The 18444-nt window shown below is 65.0% G+C and carries 15 protein-coding genes, 1 tRNA gene and 1 pseudogene; 13 read left to right on the forward strand and 4 right to left on the reverse strand.

The genetic code is table 11. From position 1 onward, the window contains the following. Positions 1-195 precede the first annotated feature (195 nt). Positions 196-1154, reverse strand: a pseudogene (locus tag QOJ24_RS01810) (site-specific integrase); the annotation flags it as partial. A 194-nt stretch (positions 1155-1348) separates the two neighbouring features. Between QOJ24_RS01810 and QOJ24_RS01815 the strand changes: the two are divergent. From QOJ24_RS01815 to QOJ24_RS01860, 10 genes are all read left to right on the forward strand, one after another. Then, the gene (locus tag QOJ24_RS01815) at positions 1349-2011 is read left to right on the forward strand and encodes an HNH endonuclease signature motif containing protein (protein ID WP_526258519.1); all 663 of its coding nucleotides are present in this window, start codon (positions 1349-1351) and stop codon (positions 2009-2011) included. A gap of 1 nt (position 2012) precedes the next feature. Then, positions 2013-2091, forward strand: a tRNA-Leu gene (locus tag QOJ24_RS01820). A gap of 253 nt (positions 2092-2344) precedes the next feature. After that, positions 2345-3013 carry a hypothetical protein gene (locus QOJ24_RS01825; RefSeq protein WP_526258521.1) on the forward strand — a complete coding sequence of 223 codons (669 nt, stop codon included), beginning with the start codon at positions 2345-2347 and terminating at the stop codon, positions 3011-3013. A gap of 107 nt (positions 3014-3120) precedes the next feature. Further along, entirely contained in the window at positions 3121-3252 is a 132-nt protein-coding gene (locus QOJ24_RS01830) for a hypothetical protein (RefSeq protein WP_526258523.1), read from the forward strand. Beyond that, positions 3249-3335 carry a K(+)-transporting ATPase subunit F gene (gene kdpF / locus QOJ24_RS01835; protein ID WP_526258553.1) on the forward strand — a complete coding sequence of 29 codons (87 nt, stop codon included), beginning with the start codon at positions 3249-3251 and terminating at the stop codon, positions 3333-3335. The genes QOJ24_RS01830 and kdpF overlap by 4 nt, the downstream gene beginning before the upstream one ends. Then, entirely contained in the window at positions 3335-5008 is a 1674-nt protein-coding gene (gene kdpA, locus QOJ24_RS01840) for a potassium-transporting ATPase subunit KdpA (RefSeq protein WP_526258525.1), read from the forward strand. The genes kdpF and kdpA overlap by 1 nt, the downstream gene beginning before the upstream one ends. After that, positions 5005-7152, forward strand: coding sequence for a potassium-transporting ATPase subunit KdpB (kdpB, locus tag QOJ24_RS01845; RefSeq protein WP_526258526.1), 2148 nt, complete (start codon positions 5005-5007; stop codon positions 7150-7152). The genes kdpA and kdpB overlap by 4 nt, the downstream gene beginning before the upstream one ends. Before the next feature lie 2 nt (positions 7153-7154). Continuing rightward, positions 7155-8063, forward strand: a complete 909-nt coding sequence (locus QOJ24_RS01850) for a potassium-transporting ATPase subunit C (RefSeq protein WP_526258528.1) — start codon at positions 7155-7157, stop codon at positions 8061-8063. Positions 8064-8070: 7 nt separating this feature from the next. After that, positions 8071-10620: a DUF4118 domain-containing protein gene (locus tag QOJ24_RS01855; RefSeq protein ID WP_526258530.1), complete on the forward strand. Its 2550-nt coding sequence runs from the start codon at positions 8071-8073 to the stop codon at positions 10618-10620. After that, positions 10617-11297 (forward strand): response regulator transcription factor, encoded by a 681-nt coding sequence (locus QOJ24_RS01860; protein ID WP_526258532.1) that lies wholly within the window; start codon positions 10617-10619, stop codon positions 11295-11297. The genes QOJ24_RS01855 and QOJ24_RS01860 overlap by 4 nt, the downstream gene beginning before the upstream one ends. A 476-nt stretch (positions 11298-11773) precedes the next feature. Here QOJ24_RS01860 and QOJ24_RS01865 read toward each other — a convergent pair whose 3' ends face one another. Further along, on the reverse strand, positions 11774-12637 hold the full coding sequence (locus QOJ24_RS01865) for an alpha/beta fold hydrolase (RefSeq protein WP_526258534.1): 864 nt from the start codon (positions 12635-12637) through the stop codon (positions 11774-11776). Between the two features lie 42 nt (positions 12638-12679). Here QOJ24_RS01865 and QOJ24_RS01870 point away from each other — a divergent pair, with 42 nt between their 5' ends. After that, complete coding sequence (locus QOJ24_RS01870) at positions 12680-14551, forward strand: propionyl-CoA synthetase (protein WP_526258536.1); 1872 nt, start codon at positions 12680-12682, stop codon at positions 14549-14551. Positions 14552-14568: 17 nt separating this feature from the next. On the opposite strand, the gene zwf is transcribed toward QOJ24_RS01870, so the two are convergent. Then, a complete protein-coding gene (gene zwf / locus QOJ24_RS01875) occupies positions 14569-15966 on the reverse strand; it encodes a glucose-6-phosphate dehydrogenase (protein ID WP_526258538.1) in 1398 nt (465 codons plus the stop codon). 583 nt (positions 15967-16549) lie between these two features. Here zwf and QOJ24_RS01880 point away from each other — a divergent pair. After that, positions 16550-17032, forward strand: a complete 483-nt coding sequence (locus QOJ24_RS01880; protein ID WP_526258540.1) for a DUF4383 domain-containing protein — start codon at positions 16550-16552, stop codon at positions 17030-17032. 95 nt (positions 17033-17127) lie between these two features. Beyond that, positions 17128-17589, forward strand: coding sequence for a DUF4383 domain-containing protein (locus QOJ24_RS01885; RefSeq protein ID WP_526258542.1), 462 nt, complete (start codon positions 17128-17130; stop codon positions 17587-17589). Here QOJ24_RS01885 and QOJ24_RS01890 read toward each other — a convergent pair. Then, the coding region (locus QOJ24_RS01890; protein ID WP_526258543.1) for a Ppx/GppA phosphatase family protein at positions 17586-18444 on the reverse strand (859 nt) is incomplete at its 5' end. The genes QOJ24_RS01885 and QOJ24_RS01890 overlap by 4 nt on opposite strands.

Consider the following 18444-nt stretch of genomic DNA (forward strand, 5'->3'; position numbering starts at 1 on the left):
CGACGACAGCTGGAGGCCCAGGAGAAACCGTGGCATGGCCGAATCGAACCCACGGCGTGCTCATCTGACTTTGGCGCCCCCCCGGGTTCAGGTCCGCCACGTCGGTGTCAAAGACCGGATGCGTTTTGAGGCTCAACCCAGGAGGTCGATTGTTGGAGGAGGTGGCATTTTCTAGTGGAGCTCACCAAACGTTGACTAACCCGACTGCGGCCCCAACGGCACGACCTTCCCACCCGCTTCGGCGGACGTCACCGGGGCTGTTGGTTCGGGCAGGTTGTTCACTGCGCCGCCGTCGCGCTCCGGTATGTAGTCGCCGTAGACGTCGAGCGTCAGCGTGAAAGTGCTGTGCCCGAGCCACTTTGATACCTGCATGAAATGCGTGCCCGCCGATAGCTGCAGAACCGCAAACGTATGCCGGAGGTCGTGTAGGCGTACGCCATGAACTGCAGGCGCATCCTTTGAGGCTCGACGGCTCGCCGGTAGCCCGACAGCCTCAAGGGCGGGCTTTAGGATCGTGTCGTAGAACGTCCCCATCGCGAGCGGCTGCGTCCAGTCCAGCGGGACCGCGTACCGCTCCCCCTTCGCCCTGTATCCCCCGCCGTTGTTGCGGCTCGGCCACAGCGGCGCGGTGGGCTCGTTCGCACGTGGGTGGTCGGTGCCGAGGTAGTCGGCTAGTTTCCTGGCCAGCCAGGGCGGCAGCGGGACGATGCGGCGAGACTTCTTGCTCTTGAGCGTGCCGACGACCCATGCCCCGTTCTTGCGGTCCTTGGTACGGCGTACGTTCGCCGCGCAGCGCGGCCCCGGCGCAAACACCAAATCCCCGACCTCCAGGCCGCTGACTTCCGCAGCGCGTAGACCCGTGTAGGCCATGAACTCCACCATGAGCGCGTACGCCGGGTACGCGGGCAGACCCGGCACCTCGCCACGGATAGCAGCGCACAGCCGGCCAACCTGCTCGGCGGTGACGGGTGGTGTTCGAAGCGGTCATGATCGCCGGTCGCGCGGCTCGCCGAGAAGTCCACGCGGTCGGTCGGGTTAGTCGCTATTGCGCCGTGGTGGACGGCGTACCGCAACACCCGCCGCAGTACGTCCCACACGTGTTTGACGGTGCCGGGGGTGAGCGGCTTTTTGTCGCCCTGGCGTGATGCCTTCCGACATTGTCTTCGTTTCGACGTCGCCGCCATCTACGACCAGAACCGAGGGGTACTGAGCTGCGTTGCGCCGAGACACATGCATTCATAAGCCGCAGGCCGACGACAGACGAATGTCGGTGCGCTCAACTATCTTCCGGTTCTAGTGGGTCGTGGCTGGACATGATGGAGGTGGCGTAGTGAGCGAAGCGACAACAATGAGCGAGAAGCTCGAACGGAGACCCGTCCGTGTCGTCCTCTCGAATGGGGAGATCAGGTACGAAGTACGAGCAGCTGTCTACATCAACGCTAAGAGGAAACGTCTCAGACGGCGGTTCAGAACCGTTGTTGAGGCCGAAAAATTCAGGGCCGAAACGCCTGAATCAGATCGGGTGAGGCGCTACAAGATCAGAGATGAGCAGTACCGCAAGGCGGTCATGCAGTCTCGTTCAATTGCAGGGGCACTCAGGCTGTTAGGGGTCGCGCCAGAGGGCGGAAATTACCGCGTCCTGCACCGAGCCATCGAGCGACTCGATCTCGATACGTCGCACTTTGCCGGGCAATCCTGGTCACGAGGCGCGACGGTTCCTAGCCGTGTGCGACCAATAGAAGACTATCTCTCCAACAAGTATCCAATTCAGTCTGATCGGTTGCGTCGACGACTCGTCAACGAAGGCGTCGTTGAGCGGAGGTGCTCCTGCTGCAAGCTCGATACCTGGATGGATCAGCCGATTCCTCTGGAGCTGGACCACATAGACGGCAATCATCAAAACAACGCGCTGGACAACCTTCGACTGCTATGCCCCAACTGTCACTCGCTTACGCCGACCTTCAGAGGCAAGAACAAGAGGCCGGCCCCCACGTTAAACTCGGCTGCCTAGAGGGGACGTAGCCTAATTGGCATCGGCGGGGCGCTTAAAACGCCTGACATTTGTGGGTTCGAGTCCCACCGTCCCCACCAGAGTTCAAACCGGCGGGATTATGGCGTCGACTCGAGATCGATGATGACAGAGCTGGCGAGGCGTCCGCGCCCCCCAGACTCGGATGTCTGCTGCAGCGTCTGCCGAACGCCGATCAGAACATCAGCCGTTAAGCCTCGTCACGGCGGAATTTCCACTAACTTGGCAAACCGTTTACCGGTGCCCGAATTGCGCGCGTGACGTGCGTTCGGCGATCGCCCATATTCCTTAGGCCCGTCAACTAAGTTACGAAAAGTGGAACCGCCCCACAGTTATCTACGCGAACCGTCCGCGTCCGTAGTGCACCACGCGGACTATCTGAGCGCCAGGGATGGCCGCGCGCTCTGCGGTGTGGCGTTCCAGGAGGCGATCGCTCTGGTGGAGACAGACAGCGCCGACGCGCTCTGCCCCGACTGCGAGGCGCAGCTGGTCGTCTACCACCTCGAATGGTGGCGCTCGCGAGCCTTGGCGGCCACCGCGGAGCTCGATGCGCTGCGCGTCAAGTACTCCGAGCTCGTGCAGTCCGCCGATACCGACTCTGCGGACGTTACCGCAGCAGAAGTTGAGCAGGACCAGGCCGTCCAATCAGCCGCAACTGAGTCGAAGACGTTGCTGGACCATGCGCGACGGCAACTCGCCGAGCTCTGTGGCCAATTCGACAAGGCCGTCCCGTTCTATCGACTGAACAAGACCATGCAGGAATTCAGCGACAAGCTGAACGACGACGAGAGGGCGGCCCTCGCTCGGGAGATCGGGGCAGATAGCTCGCTCATCCGTTGGGCGACAACGGAAGTCGAATCTCTCGGATTGAGTGTCACGAACAACCGTGTCCAAGAGAACTCCGACATGATGTGGCAGGAGTGGCTTCAGGAGTCGCAGCAGGTTCCGACGAAGACCAAGCGGCGGTTTGGGCGGTCCCGATAGAACATCGGCGGCTGACAGACGATCCGGGGAGGAAAGTCGTTAAAGACCGCCGCTTGCCCGTCAAGAAAGCGTCAAGGCCGCCGTTTAGCCCCTGAACAGGACGTTTCATGGTCAAGGCCGCCGAAATCCGGCAGGCCGTAAACGACCGGAGCGACATGTCCGTCCTGCTTTACATCGTGCTGACGGTGGTGATCTTCGCGCTGCTCGGCTGGGTCCAGAAGTTGGTCGAGGGACTGTGAGCCAGAACCTGATCGGCCTGGTGCTTGCGGTCCTGCTGGCGCTGTTCCTCTTCGCTGCCCTGCTCTTCCCCGAGAGGTTCTAGTGAGTTCTACGACGGCGGGGATCCTGTTCCTCGCATCCTTGATCATCGCCCTCGCCGCCGTTCACGTGCCGCTGGGCGACTACATGTACCGCGTCTACACCTCCTCAAAGGATTGGCGTGCCGAGCGCGTCGCCTACCGGTTGATTGGCGCCGACCCGAAGTCCGAGCAGACGTGGAGCGCCTACGCGCGCAGTGTGCTGGCCTTCTCGGCGGTCAGCGTCCTCTTCCTGTTGCTCTTGCAGCTGGTGCAGGGCAAGTTGCCGCTGGATCTCAATGACTCCGGCACGCCGATGACGCCTGCGCTTGCCTGGAACACCGCCGTCAGCTTCGTCACCAATACGAACTGGCAGGCCTATTCCGGCGAGTCGACCCAGGGTCATCTTGTGCAGATGGCCGGTCTCGCCGTGCAGAACTTCGCGTCCGCGGCGGTCGGCATGGCCGTCGCGATGGCGTTCGTGCGCGGGCTGGCCCGCCGCAGAACCGGCGAGCTCGGCAACTTCTGGGTCGATCTGGTGCGCGGAAGCATCCGAATCCTGCTGCCGCTCTCCATCATCGCCGCCATCATCCTGATCGCCGGCGGCACCATCCAGAATTTCGCACTGCACGACCAGATGGTCAACACCCTTGTCGGCGGCCAACAGACGATCCCGGGTGGTCCGGTCGCAAGCCAGGAGGCCATCAAGGAACTCGGCACCAACGGCGGCGGGTTCTTCAATGCCAACTCCGCGCATCCCTTCGAAAACCCCACCGCGTGGACCAACTGGGTTGAGATCTTCCTGCTGGCCTGCATCGCGTTCTCCCTCCCCCGCACCTTCGGCCGCATGGTCGAGAGCCGCAAGCAGGGCTACGCCACCGCCGCAGCGATGTCAGTGATCGCAATGACCAGCGTCACGTTGATGATGTGGTTCCAAATCCAGCACCACGGAACGGTTCCCACTGCGGCCGGGTCCTCCATGGAGGGCGTGGAACAGCGCTTCGGGGTGCCGAATTCAGCGGTCTTCGCCGATCTGACCACGTTGACATCGACGGGTGCGGTGGACTCGTTTCACGACTCCTACACCAGCCTCGGGGGCTTGATCACGCTGTTCAACATGCAACTCGGAGAGGTGGCGCCAGGCGGCGTCGGGTCCGGCTTGTACGGCATGCTCATCCTGGCCATCATCACGGTGTTCGTCGCCGGGCTGATGGTTGGCCGCACACCGGAGTACCTCGGCAAGAAGATCACTCCGCGGGAAATCAAGCTCGCCGCAACGTATTTCCTGATCACGCCGCTGATCGTGCTGACCGGCGCCGCGGTCGCGATGGCGATGCCGGGCCAACGGGCGGGCATGCTCAACACCGGGCCGCACGGCCTTTCCGAAGTCCTGTACGCCTTCACGTCGGCAGCCAACAACAACGGCTCGGCATTCGCGGGCATCGGCGTGAACACCGTCTGGTACAACACCGCACTCGGAGTTGCGATGCTGTTCGGCCGGTTCCTGCCGATCATCTTCGTGCTGGCGTTGGCCGGTTCATTGGCCAGACAGGGCAAGACGCCCGACTCCGTCGGCACCCTGCCCACTCACCGGCCGCAATTCGTCGGCATGGTGGCCGGGGTCACGTTGATCCTGGTCGCCCTCACGTTCCTGCCCATGCTCGCGCTGGGCCCCCTCGCCGACGGAATCCACTCATGACCTCGAACACGATTGATCTCACACCGGCCACGCAGCCGAAACCGATTGCGGCCAAACGTGTCCAGGGCGGCCTGCTCGACCCTCAGATGCTGAGGAAGGCGATGCCCGACGCGCTGCGCAAACTCAATCCGCGCACGCTGTGGCGCAATCCCGTGATGTTCATCGTGGAGATCGGCGCCGCCTGGAGCACCGTCCTCGCAGTCATCGAGCCGTCGTGGTTCGCCTGGCTGATCGTGGTGTGGCTGTGGCTGACGGTCCTCTTTGCCAACCTCGCCGAAGCCGTCGCCGAAGGCCGAGGCAAGGCGCAGGCCGAAACGTTACGCAAAACGAAGACCGACACCATGGCGCGGCGCCTGATCGGATGGACACCCGGCGCCTCTGGTAGTGGAGAGGAAGTGTCCGCTCCGCTGCTGCAACAGGGCGACTTCGTGGTGGTCGAAGCCGGCCAGACAATACCCGGCGATGGCGATGTCATGGAAGGCATTGCCTCCGTTGACGAGTCGGCGATCACCGGTGAGTCGGCGCCTGTCATCCGGGAGTCCGGTGGCGACCGATCCGCGGTCACCGGCGGCACGACGGTGTTGTCGGACCGCGTCGTCGTCAAGATCACCCAGCGGCCGGGCGAAAGCTTCATCGACCGGATGATCGCACTCGTCGAGGGCGCCAACCGGCAGAAGACGCCCAACGAGATCGCACTCAACATCCTGCTCGCGTCGTTGACGATCATATTCCTGTTCGCGGTCGCGACGCTGCAGCCGCTCGCGATCTTCTCCAAGGCGAACAATCCGGGCGTGCCGAACACGTTGGCGCTCAATGGCAGTGGAGTTTCCGGCATCGTCATGGTCTCCCTGCTGGTCTGCCTGATCCCGACGACTATCGGCGCCCTGCTGTCGGCCATCGGAATCGCAGGCATGGACCGTCTCGTGCAGCGCAACGTTCTGGCGATGTCGGGTCGTGCGGTCGAGGCGGCGGGCGACGTGAACACGCTGCTGCTCGACAAGACCGGGACTATCACCCTTGGCAATCGTCAGGCCGCGGATTTCGTGCCGCTGACAGGCGTGACGCCCGACGCCCTTGCCGGCGCGGCCCAACTGTCCAGCCTCGCTGACGAAACGCCGGAAGGCCGTTCGATCATCGTGTTCGCCAAGCAGGAGTACGGGTTACGGGCGCGCACGCCGGGTGAGCTGGACTCCGCACACTGGGTGGAGTTCAGCGCCACCACGCGGATGTCCGGCGTCGACCTGCGAGATGGTCACCTGTTGCGCAAGGGCGCGGCGAGCTCGGTGGCCGAATGGGTGCGTTCCCAAGGCGGAACGGTGCCGACCGAACTCGGTGACATCGTCGACGGCATCTCCGCGGCGGGCGGCACTCCCCTTGTCGTCGGCGAGGTGCTCGACCATCAGGCGTCGGTGCTCGGCGTGATCCACCTCAAGGACGTGGTGAAGCAAGGCATGCGGGAACGGTTCGACGAGATGCGTCGGATGGGCATCCGCACCGTGATGATCACCGGCGACAACCCGTTGACCGCCAAAGCGATTGCCGACGAGGCCGGCGTCGACGACTTCCTCGCGGAGGCCACTCCCGAGGACAAGATGGCGCTGATCAAGAAGGAGCAGGCAGGCGGCAAGCTGGTCGCGATGACCGGCGACGGCACCAACGACGCACCCGCGCTGGCTCAGGCCGACGTCGGCGTCGCAATGAACACCGGCACGTCGGCGGCCAAAGAAGCAGGCAACATGGTCGATCTCGATTCCGACCCGACCAAGCTCATCGAGATCGTCGAGATCGGCAAGCAGTTGCTCATCACCCGCGGCGCGTTGACCACATTCTCGATCGCCAACGACATCGCGAAATACTTCGCGATCATCCCCGCGATGTTCGTGGCGCTGTTCCCCGGCCTCGACCTGCTCAACATCATGCGGTTGCACAGCCCCCAGTCGGCGATCCTGTCCGCGGTCATCTTCAACGCGCTCATTATCATTGCCCTCATTCCGCTTTCGCTGCGGGGCGTGCGGTATACGCCGAGCAGCGCGTCGAAGTTGTTGAGCCGGAACCTCTACGTCTATGGCCTTGGCGGCATCATCGCGCCGTTCATCGGCATCAAGTTGATCGATCTCGTCATCCAACTATTTCCGGGAATGTGAAAATGAAGCCATCGAACATCGCTCGTCAACACTGGGCGGCGCTACGAGCCCTGCTGGTGCTCACCGTCATCCTCGGCCTGGCCTACCCGGCGTTCATCTGGCTCGTCGCCCAACTGCCCGGGCTGCGCCAGAAAGCCGACGGGTCGATCATCGAGGCCGCCGGAAAACCGGTCGGCAGCAGCCTGATCGGCCAGTCGTTCACCGACAGTGACGGCAATCCGCTACCGCAGTATTTCCAGAGCAGGCCGTCGGCGGCCGGAGACGGCTACGACCCGATGGCCACCGGCGCGAGCAACCTCGGACCGGAGAGCATTGTCGACACCGCAGGAGACCCCTCACTGCCCAAGGACGACAACGGCTTCAAACCCAGCCTGCTCACCCTGGTGTGCACACGCAGTGCCGCCGCGGCCGAACTCGACGGCGTCGACGGCGCCCGGCCGTTCTGTACGGGCGACGGTGTCGGCGCGGTGTTGTCGGTGATCGGCCCCCGAGATGCGCGCGGCGACGTCGCCTACCCGACGCGTGTCGTCAGCGTCAACGAGCCCTGCCAGACCACGGCAGCGCCGTTCCTGAACACCTACGAAGGCGTCCGGGTGCAGTGCGCCCGCTACGGCGAGGACTACAGCATCGGCCAGATCGTTCCCATCCGGGGCAGCGCGCCCGCGGACCCGGCGGTGCCCGCCGACGCCGTCACCGCCAGCGGCAGCGGTCTCGATCCGCATATCTCCATCGCCTACGCCGACATGCAGGTCAGTCGCATCGCACACGCCCGCGGCACATCCGCGGACCTGGTCAGGGCGGCCGTCGCCGACAACACCGTCGGACGCTGGCTCGGCTTCGTCGGCGAGCCGACGGTCAACGTGCTGACGCTCAACCTGGAGCTGGACCAGAACTATCCGGCAAAGAGCTGACCCACCGGTGGATGATGAGCATGTGAGTACGTCGCCGCAGGGCGCCAAACGCGGAGAGCTTCGCATCTACCTGGGCGCAGCTCCCGGCGTCGGGAAGACGTACGCAATGCTTGGCGAGGCTCACCGTCGAGTGGAGCGCGGCACCGACGTCGTCGCGGCGGTGGTCGAAACGCACGGGCGCGCGAAGACCGCGGAGTTGCTTGACGGCATCGAAGTCATCCCCCCTCGCCACATCGACTACCGCGGCACCCGGTTCGCCGAGCTCGACGTCGACGCCGTCCTGAAGCGGCACCCGCAGGTGGTCCTCGTCGACGAGCTGGCGCACACCAACACCCCGGGCAGCAAAAACTCCAAACGTTGGCAGGATGTCGACGAGATACTCGACGCGGGCATCACCGTGATCTCGACGGTCAACGTGCAGCACCTCGAGAGCCTCAACGACGTTGTCACCCAGATCACCGGCATCGAGCAGCAGGAGAAGGTTCCCGACGAGGTCGTCCGCGCCGCCGATCAGATCGAACTGGTCGACATCACACCAGAAGCGTTACGGCGCAGGCTTTCCCACGGGAACGTATATGCCTCCGCGCGCATCGACGCCGCGCTGTCCAACTACTTCAGGCAAGGTAACCTGACCGCGCTACGGGAGCTGGCGTTGCTCTGGCTGGCCGACCAGGTCGACGCCGCGCTCGTCAAATACCGCTCCGACAAACACATCACGGATACCTGGGAGGCGCGCGAGCGGGTCGTGGTCGCCGTCACCGGCGGGCAGGAGTCCGAAACCCTTGTCCGTCGTGCGTTTCGGATCGCATCGAAGTCCAGCGCGGAGCTGATGGTGGTGCACGTCGTGCGCGGTGACGGGCTGTCCGGCGTGTCTGCGCCCCAGATGGGCAAGGTGCGCGAGCTGGCGGCCAGCCTGGGCGCCACCGTCCATACGGTCGTCGGAGACGACGTGCCCGCTGCACTTCTGGATATCGCCCGCGAGATGAACGCCACGCAACTGGTCGTGGGCACCTCTCGTCGGTCGCGGTGGGCCCGGGTCCTCGACGAGGGCATCGGCGCCGCCGTCGTACAGCAGTCGGCCAAGATCGACGTCCACATGGTCACCCACGGGGAGGTCAAGCGCGGACGGTCATGGTCATCGCTGACTCCCCGCCACCGGCACACCGCGTCCTGGCTCGCGGCACTCGTTGTGCCGTCGGCCATCTGCGCGCTCATCGTCTGGCTGCTCGACCCCTACCTCGGCGTCGGGGGAGAAAGCGCGCTGTTCTTCATCGGGGTGCTGGTCGTCGCGCTGCTCGGCGGCGTGGCGCCCGCCGCGCTGTCGGCGCTGCTGTCGGGACTGCTGCTCAACTACTTTCTCGTCGAGCCCAGGTACACCTTCACCATCGCCGAACCGGACAGCGCGGTCACTGTCGTGGTGCTGCTGCTCGTCGCGGTCGCCGTCGCCGCGCTCGTGGACGGCGCCGCCAAGCGGGCCAGAGAGGCGACGCAGGCCTCCCGCGAAGCCGAACTCCTCGCGCTGTTCGCCGGTTCGGTGCTGCGGGGGGCCGACCTCGGCACGCTGCTCGAGCGTGTCCGGGAGACCTATGCCCAGCGTGCCGTGGCCATGCTCCGCGTCACCGACGACGTCGAAAGCGTCGTCGCGTGCGTCGGGAACGATCCGTGCGTTTCGCCAGCGTCGGCCGACACCGCCATCGAGGTCGGCGACGACCAGTTCTGGATGCTGATGGCAGGCAGGCAACTTGCCGCACGCGACCGCCGAGTGCTGACCGCCGTCGCGAAACAGGCGGCGGGCCTCGTCAAGCAGCGGGAGCTCTCCGAGGAAGCGGGCAGAGCCGAAGCGATCGCGCAGGCCGACGAGCTGCGCCGCTCACTGCTGTCGGCCGTCAGCCACGACTTGCGCACACCGCTTGCGGCCGCCAAGGCAGCGGTGTCGAGTCTGCGCAGCGACGACGTCGACTTCTCCGCCGAGGACACCTCCGAGCTGCTCGCCACCATCGAGGAGTCGATCGACCAGCTGACAGCGCTCGTCGGCAATCTGCTCGACTCCTCGCGGCTGGCGGCCGGGGTCATCGCGCCGAACCTGCAGTCGGTCTACCTGGAGGAGACGGTGCAGCGGGCGCTCGTGGGAATCAGCAAGCACTCCAGCGGTTTTCGTAGTGTCGCGCTGGACCGGGTAAAGGTGGAAGTCGACGATGCCGTCGCGATGGCCGACGCCGGGCTACTCGAGCGAGTGCTCGCGAACGTGATCGACAACGCTCTGCGTTATGCGCCCGACAGCCCTGTGCGGGTCACGGCGAGCACCGTCGGTGGCCGGGTGCTGATTGCGGTGATCGATGACGGGCCCGGCATACCGCGCGGCACCGCGGAGCAGTTGTTCGCGCCGTTTCAGCGGCTCGGCGACCAGGACAACACCACCGGCATCGGCCTCGGCCTTTCCGTTGCGAAGGGGTTCATCGAAGCGATGGGAGGAACGATTCAGGCCACCGACACACCCGGCGGCGGACTGACCGTACTCGTCGAACTTGATGCTCCCTCAGGGGATTCGGCGATATGACCAAGGTTCTGGTCGTCGACGACGAGCCGCAGATTCTGAGGGCCTTGCGAATCAACCTGTCGGTGCGTGGCTACGAGGTGGTCACCGCCTCGACCGGAGGCGGTGCGTTACGCGCCGCCGCAGACGAGCATCCCGACGTCGTGATCCTGGACCTGGGGCTGCCCGACATGTCGGGCATCGACGTGATCGGCGGCTTGAGGGGCTGGCTGACGGCGCCCATCATCGTGCTGTCGGCACGCACCGACTCCGCCGACAAGGTCGAGGCGCTCGATGCCGGCGCCGACGACTACGTCACCAAGCCCTTCGGCATGGACGAGTTCCTCGCCAGGTTGCGGGCAGCGATCCGACGAGGAGCCGCCGCCGCGGACACCGACGAGCCGGTCGTCGAAACCGCCTCGTTCACGGTGGATCTGGCGGCGAAGCAGGTCACCAAGAACGGCACCGAGGTTCACCTCACGCCCACCGAGTGGGGCATGTTGGAGATGCTGGTCCGCAACAGGGGCAAGCTCGTCGGTCGCGAGGAACTCCTCAAGGAGGTGTGGGGTCCGGCGTATGCGAAGGAAACCCACTACCTGCGCGTATACCTCGCGCAGTTGCGGCGCAAGCTCGAGGACGACCCGTCGCGCCCCGTGCATCTGCTGACCGAGGCGGGCATGGGCTACCGCTTTCAGGCGTAACTGTCGCGATGTTGGGACCGGTAGCAGCGGGGTGGTGTTGGGATGCACATAACAGTCCAACACACACGAGAGAGACCAGAACATGAACCGACGAATCGCAGCACTGGCATCCGCAGTATTGGCTAGCTGTGGCTTGGGGTTGGCAGCTCCTGCCCTGGCCGGACCCCTACCGCCGCATACGTGGTGCCCAGGCAATTCCATGGTGTACTCCCGCTACGACATGTCGTCGGGACCCGGGGTTGCCTACACGTGGGACATGAATGTCTGCCACACGTGGTACTTCGTAGAGCACGAGGCAGGCAACGTTCCGTACAAGGGCGAGCTACCAAGCGGTGTATGGGACGGAGACAATCCGCCTTCCATTCGACAGGATTCATGCGATTTCTGCTCGTAGGCAAGCGACTTTTCACGGCGAGCAGTCGCAAAAGTACCCATCTTGGGCCCTCTGCGGGTATTTTTGCGTCTGCTCGCGCAGGTTAGTGAGCCGTCTCGTCGGCGAGCGCGATCAGCTTCTTGCGCACCAAGTCTGGCCGTTCGTCGACGACGAAGTGCGAGGCATCGACGGTCTCGACCGTGTAGTCGTCGGCCTTGGCGGTTGCGGGATCGATGAACGAAGGGGCGACCGCGAAGTCGCCGGTGCCGTACAGAGCACGGATCGGTATTGCTATTCGACGGGTCTCGGGATTGCGCGCACCATGCGGGATCTCGTGCGTCAGGAACGTCCGGTAGGTGTCCCTTCCTGCCTTCGCGCAGACCGGGTCACGGAACCGTTCGGCGAAGACGCGTGCGGAGTCGCGATCCATCCTGGAGCCGACGACAAAGATCACCCGCTCGACGTATGGGGTGCGCCGCTGGACGGCGATCCCGAACGTGGCGAGCGGCAACTGGTACACGAAGCGCCACAGGTGCGGCAGCACCGCGCGTGCCGACAACCACGGGTGGGCCATGTTGCACACGAGATAGCCCTCGAATCGCTCGGGCTCGCGCAACACCATCAGATATCCCGCGGCCGCGCCCCAGTCATGGGCCAGCAGCAGGACCCGGTCGAGCCCTAGCGCATCGAGTAGCGCCAGCACGTCGGTCGCAATGTCTTCCTTGGCCCATTTGTGCGGAGCGGGGCCGGACCAGCCGTAGCCGGGCAGGTCAGGCGCAATGATCCGAAGCCCGGGCGGCGGGTCGGCGAGCAGGTCGCGGTACTCCCAGTGGTGTTGCGGCCAGCCGTGCAGGGCGAGAACGGGGCGGCCGTCGGGCGGCCCGGCCTCGGTCACATGAAAGCGCACCCCGTTGGCCTCCACGAAGGACCGGCGCACCCCGGAAATCGGCGGTGGATCAGCAGTCATGAATCGGACTATAGAGAAGGGCATCGCGGCTACCGTGCGGGTATGGCCGGCTACCGCGAAATGTTCGCAGCGAGCATCTCTGACCCCGCGGCCTTCTGGGCCGACGCCGCCAAGGCGGTGACCTGGACGCGGGAACCGAAGCAGATCCTCGACGGCTCGAACCCGCCGTTCTACCGCTGGTTCCCCGACGGCGAGCTGAACACCTGCGCCAACGCGCTTGACCGCCACGTCGAAGGCGGTCGAGGCGACCAGCCCGCGCTCATCTACGACTCGCCGGTGACCGGCTCGCAGCGCACCTACACCTATCGGGAACTGCTCGACCAGACTGCGCGTTTCGCCGGCGCGCTGCGCGGCCTCGGTGTCGACAAGGGTGACCGCGTCGTCATCTACATGCCGATGATCCCCGAGGCCGTGATCGCGATGCTGGCGTGTGCGCGGCTGGGCGCGGTGCACTCCGTGGTGTTCGGCGGCTTCGCCGCCAGCGAGTTGGCCGCCCGCATCGACGACGCCCGGCCCGCCGCCATCGTCACGGCATCCTGCGGCGTGGAGCCGACACGCACCGTTGACTACAAACCGATGATCGACGCCGCCCTCGACATCGCGGAGTACGCCCCGCAGGCCTGCGTCATCGTGCAGCGAGAACAGCGGCCCTGCGAACCGCTGGCCGGCCGCGACCACGACTGGAACGACGTGATGGCCGACGCCGAGCCGGTGGATCCGGTGCCCGTCGCAGCCACCGACCCGCTGTATGTGCTTTACACATCGGGCACGACGGGAAGGCCAAAGGGCATTGTGCGCGACAACGGCGGGCATGCCGTCGCGCTGACGTGGAGCATGCGGCACATCTACGACACCGAGCCGGGCGATGTGTACTGGGCGGCCTCAGACGTGGGCTGGGTGGTGGGCCACTCCTACATCGTCTATGGGCCGCTGATGCTCGGCGCGACGAGCGTGCTCTACGAGGGCAAGCCGGTCGGGACGCCGGACGCGGGCGCTTTTTGGCGAGTGGCCGCCGAGCACGGGGTGAAGGCGTTGTTCACCGCCCCGACCGCGATCCGCGCGATCAAGAAGGAAGACCCGGACGGAACACACCTCGGCAAGTACGACCTCTCGGCGCTGAAGTATCTGTTCCAGGCGGGTGAGCGGCTCGATCCCGGCACCTACCACTGGGCGTCTGAACGGCTGGGCATCCCGGTCGTCGACCACTGGTGGCAGACCGAGACCGGCTGGTCGGTGGCCGCCAACCCGATGGGCGTCGAAGCGCTCGACATCAAGCCGGGCTCGCCCACCGTGCCGATGCCGGGGTACGACGTGGCCATTCTGCGCCCCGACGGATCGCAAGCGGACCCGAACGAGGAGGGCGCGATCTGCGTGAAGCTGCCGCTGCCGCCGGGGACGCTGCCGACGCTGTGGGGTGACGACGACCGCTACGTCGCGTCGTATCTGAAAGCGTTCCCCGGCTACTACCTGACGGGCGACGGCGGCTACTTCGACGAGGACGGCTACCTGTACGTGATGGGGCGCACCGACGACGTCATCAACGTTGCGGGACACCGGATGTCGACCGGTTCCATCGAGGCGGTACTCGCCGCCCATCCTGCCGTCGCCGAGTGCGCGGTGATCGGGGTCGCCGACGAGCTCAAGGGACAGGTGCCGCGCGGCCTCGTCGTGCTCAAGGCAGGCGCATCCGACGAAGGCCTGCACAAAGAGTTGATCGCCGCCGTCCGGGACAACATCGGTGCTGTTGCGTCTTTCAAGGCTGTCGACGTCGTGCCCGCATTGCCGAAGACCCGGTCGGGCAAGATTCTGCGCAAGACGATGCGCGGCATCGCCGACGGCCGCGACGAGCCGGTCCCGTCGACGATCGAAGACCCGGCGGTACTCGAGACGCTGAAGCCGATCCTGCGAAGCTGACCTACTGCGACAGTCGGTCAGGGACAGCCTTTCAGCCACGGAGTCCGCCAATTCGGATGCCCGGCAACGAGTTTGGCGGCGGCCTCGGGACCCCAGGACCCTTTCTTGTACGGCTGCACCTCGGGCGGCGAGTCCAGCAACGGTTGCACGATGCGCCACGTCTCCTCCACCCCGTCTTCGCGGGCGAACTGGGTGGAATCGCCCACCATCGCGTCGCTGAGCAGACGCTCATACGGTTCGGGCGCCTCTCCGAGTTCCTCGGCGAATATCATGTCCAGGTCGACACGGCGGGTGCTGTTCTTCCCCGGTTCCTTGGCCTGGATGATCAGGTTGGTACCGGGATTCGGATCGATGCGAAGCACGAGTTCGTCCGGATCGTGGGTCTCCTCAGTGATCGCCAGCTTGGGTGGACGCTTGAAGATCACCCGAATCTCGGTGTCCCGCACGGGCAGCGCCTTGCCGGCGCGGATGAAGAACGGCACTCCGGCCCAGCGCCAATTGTCGATCTCCAGCCGTAGCGCGGCGAACGTCTCGGTCTGCGAACTCGACTGCACCCCTTTGACGGAGCGGTATCCGTCGTACTGCCCGCGCACGTAATGCGCAGGGTCTGCTGGCGGCATCGCGCGGAACACCTCCGCACGCTTGTCGCGCAACCCGTCGGCGTCGGCCGTGCTCGGTGGCTCGGCGGCGAACAGTCCGATCAGCTGCAGCAGATGGTTCTGCACCACATCGCGCAGTGCGCCAACGGGGTCGTAGAAGCTGCCCCTGTCCTCGACCCCGAAGTTCTCGGCCATCGTGATCTGGACGCACTGAATGCGGTCCCGGTTCCACAGCGGCTCGAAGATCGAATTGGCGAATCGCAGGAACATGATGTCCATCGCCGGTTCCTTGCCGAGGAAGTGGTCGATGCGGTAGATCTGCCACTCCTCGAGGACACTGCGCAACTGTGCGTTGAGCGCCCGCGCCGACTCGAGATCGTGGCCGAACGGCTTCTCCACCACCACCCTGGCGTGCGAGGTCAGGTTGGCATGCGATAGACCTTCGACGACGCGGCCGAACAACGACGGCGGTATCTCCAGGTAGAACACCGGCGTGTGCTTGCCGTCGATCGCGCGGGCCACCCGCTCGTAGGTCTTCGCGTCGGCGAAGTCGCCCGACACCATCGACAGTCGCTGCGCGAAGCGGGCGAACACGTCGTCGTCGATGGTTTCGCCGGCAGTCTCGATCGAACTCCTGGCGTGGTCTATCAGGGCCGCCTCCGACCAGTCGTCGAGGGCCACCCCGACGATCGGGCAGTCGAGCAAGCCGCGGCGCTCCAGTCGGTACAGCGACCGGAAGGTCATCTTCCTGGCCAGATCCCCGGTGATTCCGAAGATCACGAGTACGTCAGCTGGTGCGGTGGTGGGAGACGGCATGTCCCCATTTAACGACCCTTTCCTTGGGTAGCCATGAGAAACGGGACACAGTGTGTGTCCAGGTGGCGACATCGTCTTGCGCACTGCGCGATTGACCGCGAGGAATTCGTCGGGCTCATCGCCTTGACCGATGTGATGAAACGGTTGCTTTCCGACGCCGACATCGACTCTGCGCACAGGGCACAGAAAACCGCCTCAATCGCGCCCTGACCGCAGAGTCGATCAAGATCAAGGCCGCTCGTCTTCCTTTATTTCCAGCCTGGCAGGACTACTGTGAAAGTCGGCATATGTTGATACGAACTCTGCTCCCACCCGGACAGGGCGGTCAGAGCGACTAAGGAGTTGAACAGCATGCGAGTGTCAGAAACCAAGGCCGGCGGCTGCAATTGTCATTGCAACGCATGCGACGGCGGTCATCACTGCGGTAACCCGCCCAACTGCAACGTCAGGCGCTGACGACGGCGGCGTGAGCCGCCCTTCGTGACCGACCATCCCACCGCGACGTCGGCATGGCGTTTCAGCTTGTTTACACGCGTTTTCCCCGGGTAGTTCCTTGAGGCCAATCTCAGGGAAGGGAAATCTTATGGCAACCAATCGACCGGCCGTCGCGGGGGCGAGATACGCCACGGCTCTGCAGAAGGCGGCGCTGGCCGTCGGAGCGGTGTTCCTGCTCGTGGGCATCCTCGGGTTCATCCCCGGCATCACCACCGACTACGACACAATGTCCTTCGCAAGCCACGAATCGGGGGCTCTGCTGCTCGGCGTCTTCAATGTTTCGATCCTGCATAACATCGTCCACTTGCTGTTCGGCGTCGCCGGGATCGCGATGGCCCGCACCTTTACGGGGGCGCGGACCTACCTGATCGGCGGCGGGGTCATCTACCTGGTGCTGTTCATCTACGGAATGGTCATCGACCACCACAGTGCGGCGAACTTCGTGCCCGTCAACAGCGCGGACAACTGGCTGCACCTCGCCCTGGCGATCGGCATGATCGCGCTCGGCGTCCTGCTGTCCCGCGCGAACACCGGTGCCCGGGCTTCGCGCGACACCCGACCGGCTGCCTGACAACGAGATCGCCCGGGCGCCCGATTAGCACTTCGGGCGCGCGGGTATCTCTTACCTGCCGATCCGTCAATAACGGGGTCGAAGGGAGGCAGGGTATGGCGAAGACTCGCCCACTGATGGCGGTGCAAGGCGCGGCCATCATCGTCGCGGGCGCCTTCCTCGTCGCGGGCGTGCTGGGATTCATCCCCGGCGTGACCACGCAGCACGACCTGTTGCAGTTCGCGGGCCATCACTCCGACGCGAAACTGTTCGGTGTCTTCGAAGTGTCGATACTGCACAATCTCCTGCACATGGCCTTTGGTCTCGCCGGCCTCGTGATGGCGCGGACGTACGCGATGGCCCGGGCCTACTTCTTGATCGGCGGCCTGGCCTACCTCGGGCTGTGGGTTTACGGAATCCTCATCGATGACGGCAGTTCGGCGAACGTGATCCCACTGAACGGTGCCGATAACTGGCTGCACTTCGGACTCGGTGTCGGAATGATAGTGCTCGGCCTGACTCTTGCTGGCCAACACGATCCGACGAAATCGAGACGACGGGCAAAGGTCCACACCTAGGCGATCGACAGCGCGATGCCGTCGAGGATGTCGTGCTCACTGACCACCAGCTCGTCAATGCCCGCCCGGCTGCCGAGTGCGTACGCGAGCTCCTCGGTGATGATGGCTCCGCCGCCGATCACGTCGACCCGACCCTCATGCATCGGCCCCAGGGCCGCGCGTTGTTGATGGCTCATGGCGATGATGTCTTCGCACACAGGTAGCAGTTCGTCGAACTTGACGCGGGACAAGTGGATAGCCGCAGGGTCATAGGCCGTCATGCCCTGTGCGAGCGCGGCAAGCGTCGTCATGGTTCCCGCCACGCCGACCCATGTACGAGCCCGCTCGACGGGCACCACCCGAAGGGCCTCGCCCAGACGTTCCCTCACCACCTCCCGCGCGGCCGCCACCTCGACGGCGGTCGGCGGGTCGCTGTGCAGGCACCGCTCCGTCAGCCGGACGCAGCCGATGTCGGCCGAGTAGCCGACCGCCATCTCGTGCTCCCCCACTACCACCTCGGTGGATCCGCCGCCCAGGTCGACGACAACGAAAGGCGCTGCGGCGGTGTCCAATTCGTAGACGGCTCCGTGAAACGACAGCCGGGCCTCCTCGTCGCCGGAGATCACCTCCGCGACGGCGCCCGGCACGACGGCGCCAAGCACGTCGGATGTCATGGAGAAGAAGTCGTCACGGTTGGCAGCGTCGCGGGTCGCCGACGTCGCCACCATGCGAACCTTCGAAACGTCGTGGCGCCGCAGCAGTTCGGCGTAGTCGATCAGCGCGCGCTTCGTCCGCTCGATCGCCTCTGTCGCGAATTGTCCGGTGGCATCAACACCCTGACCCAGTCGAACGATGCGCATCTCGCGGTGAACGTCG

Source organism: Mycobacterium sp. (assembly GCF_032159775.1).
Lineage (GTDB): Bacteria > Actinomycetota > Actinomycetes > Mycobacteriales > Mycobacteriaceae > Mycobacterium.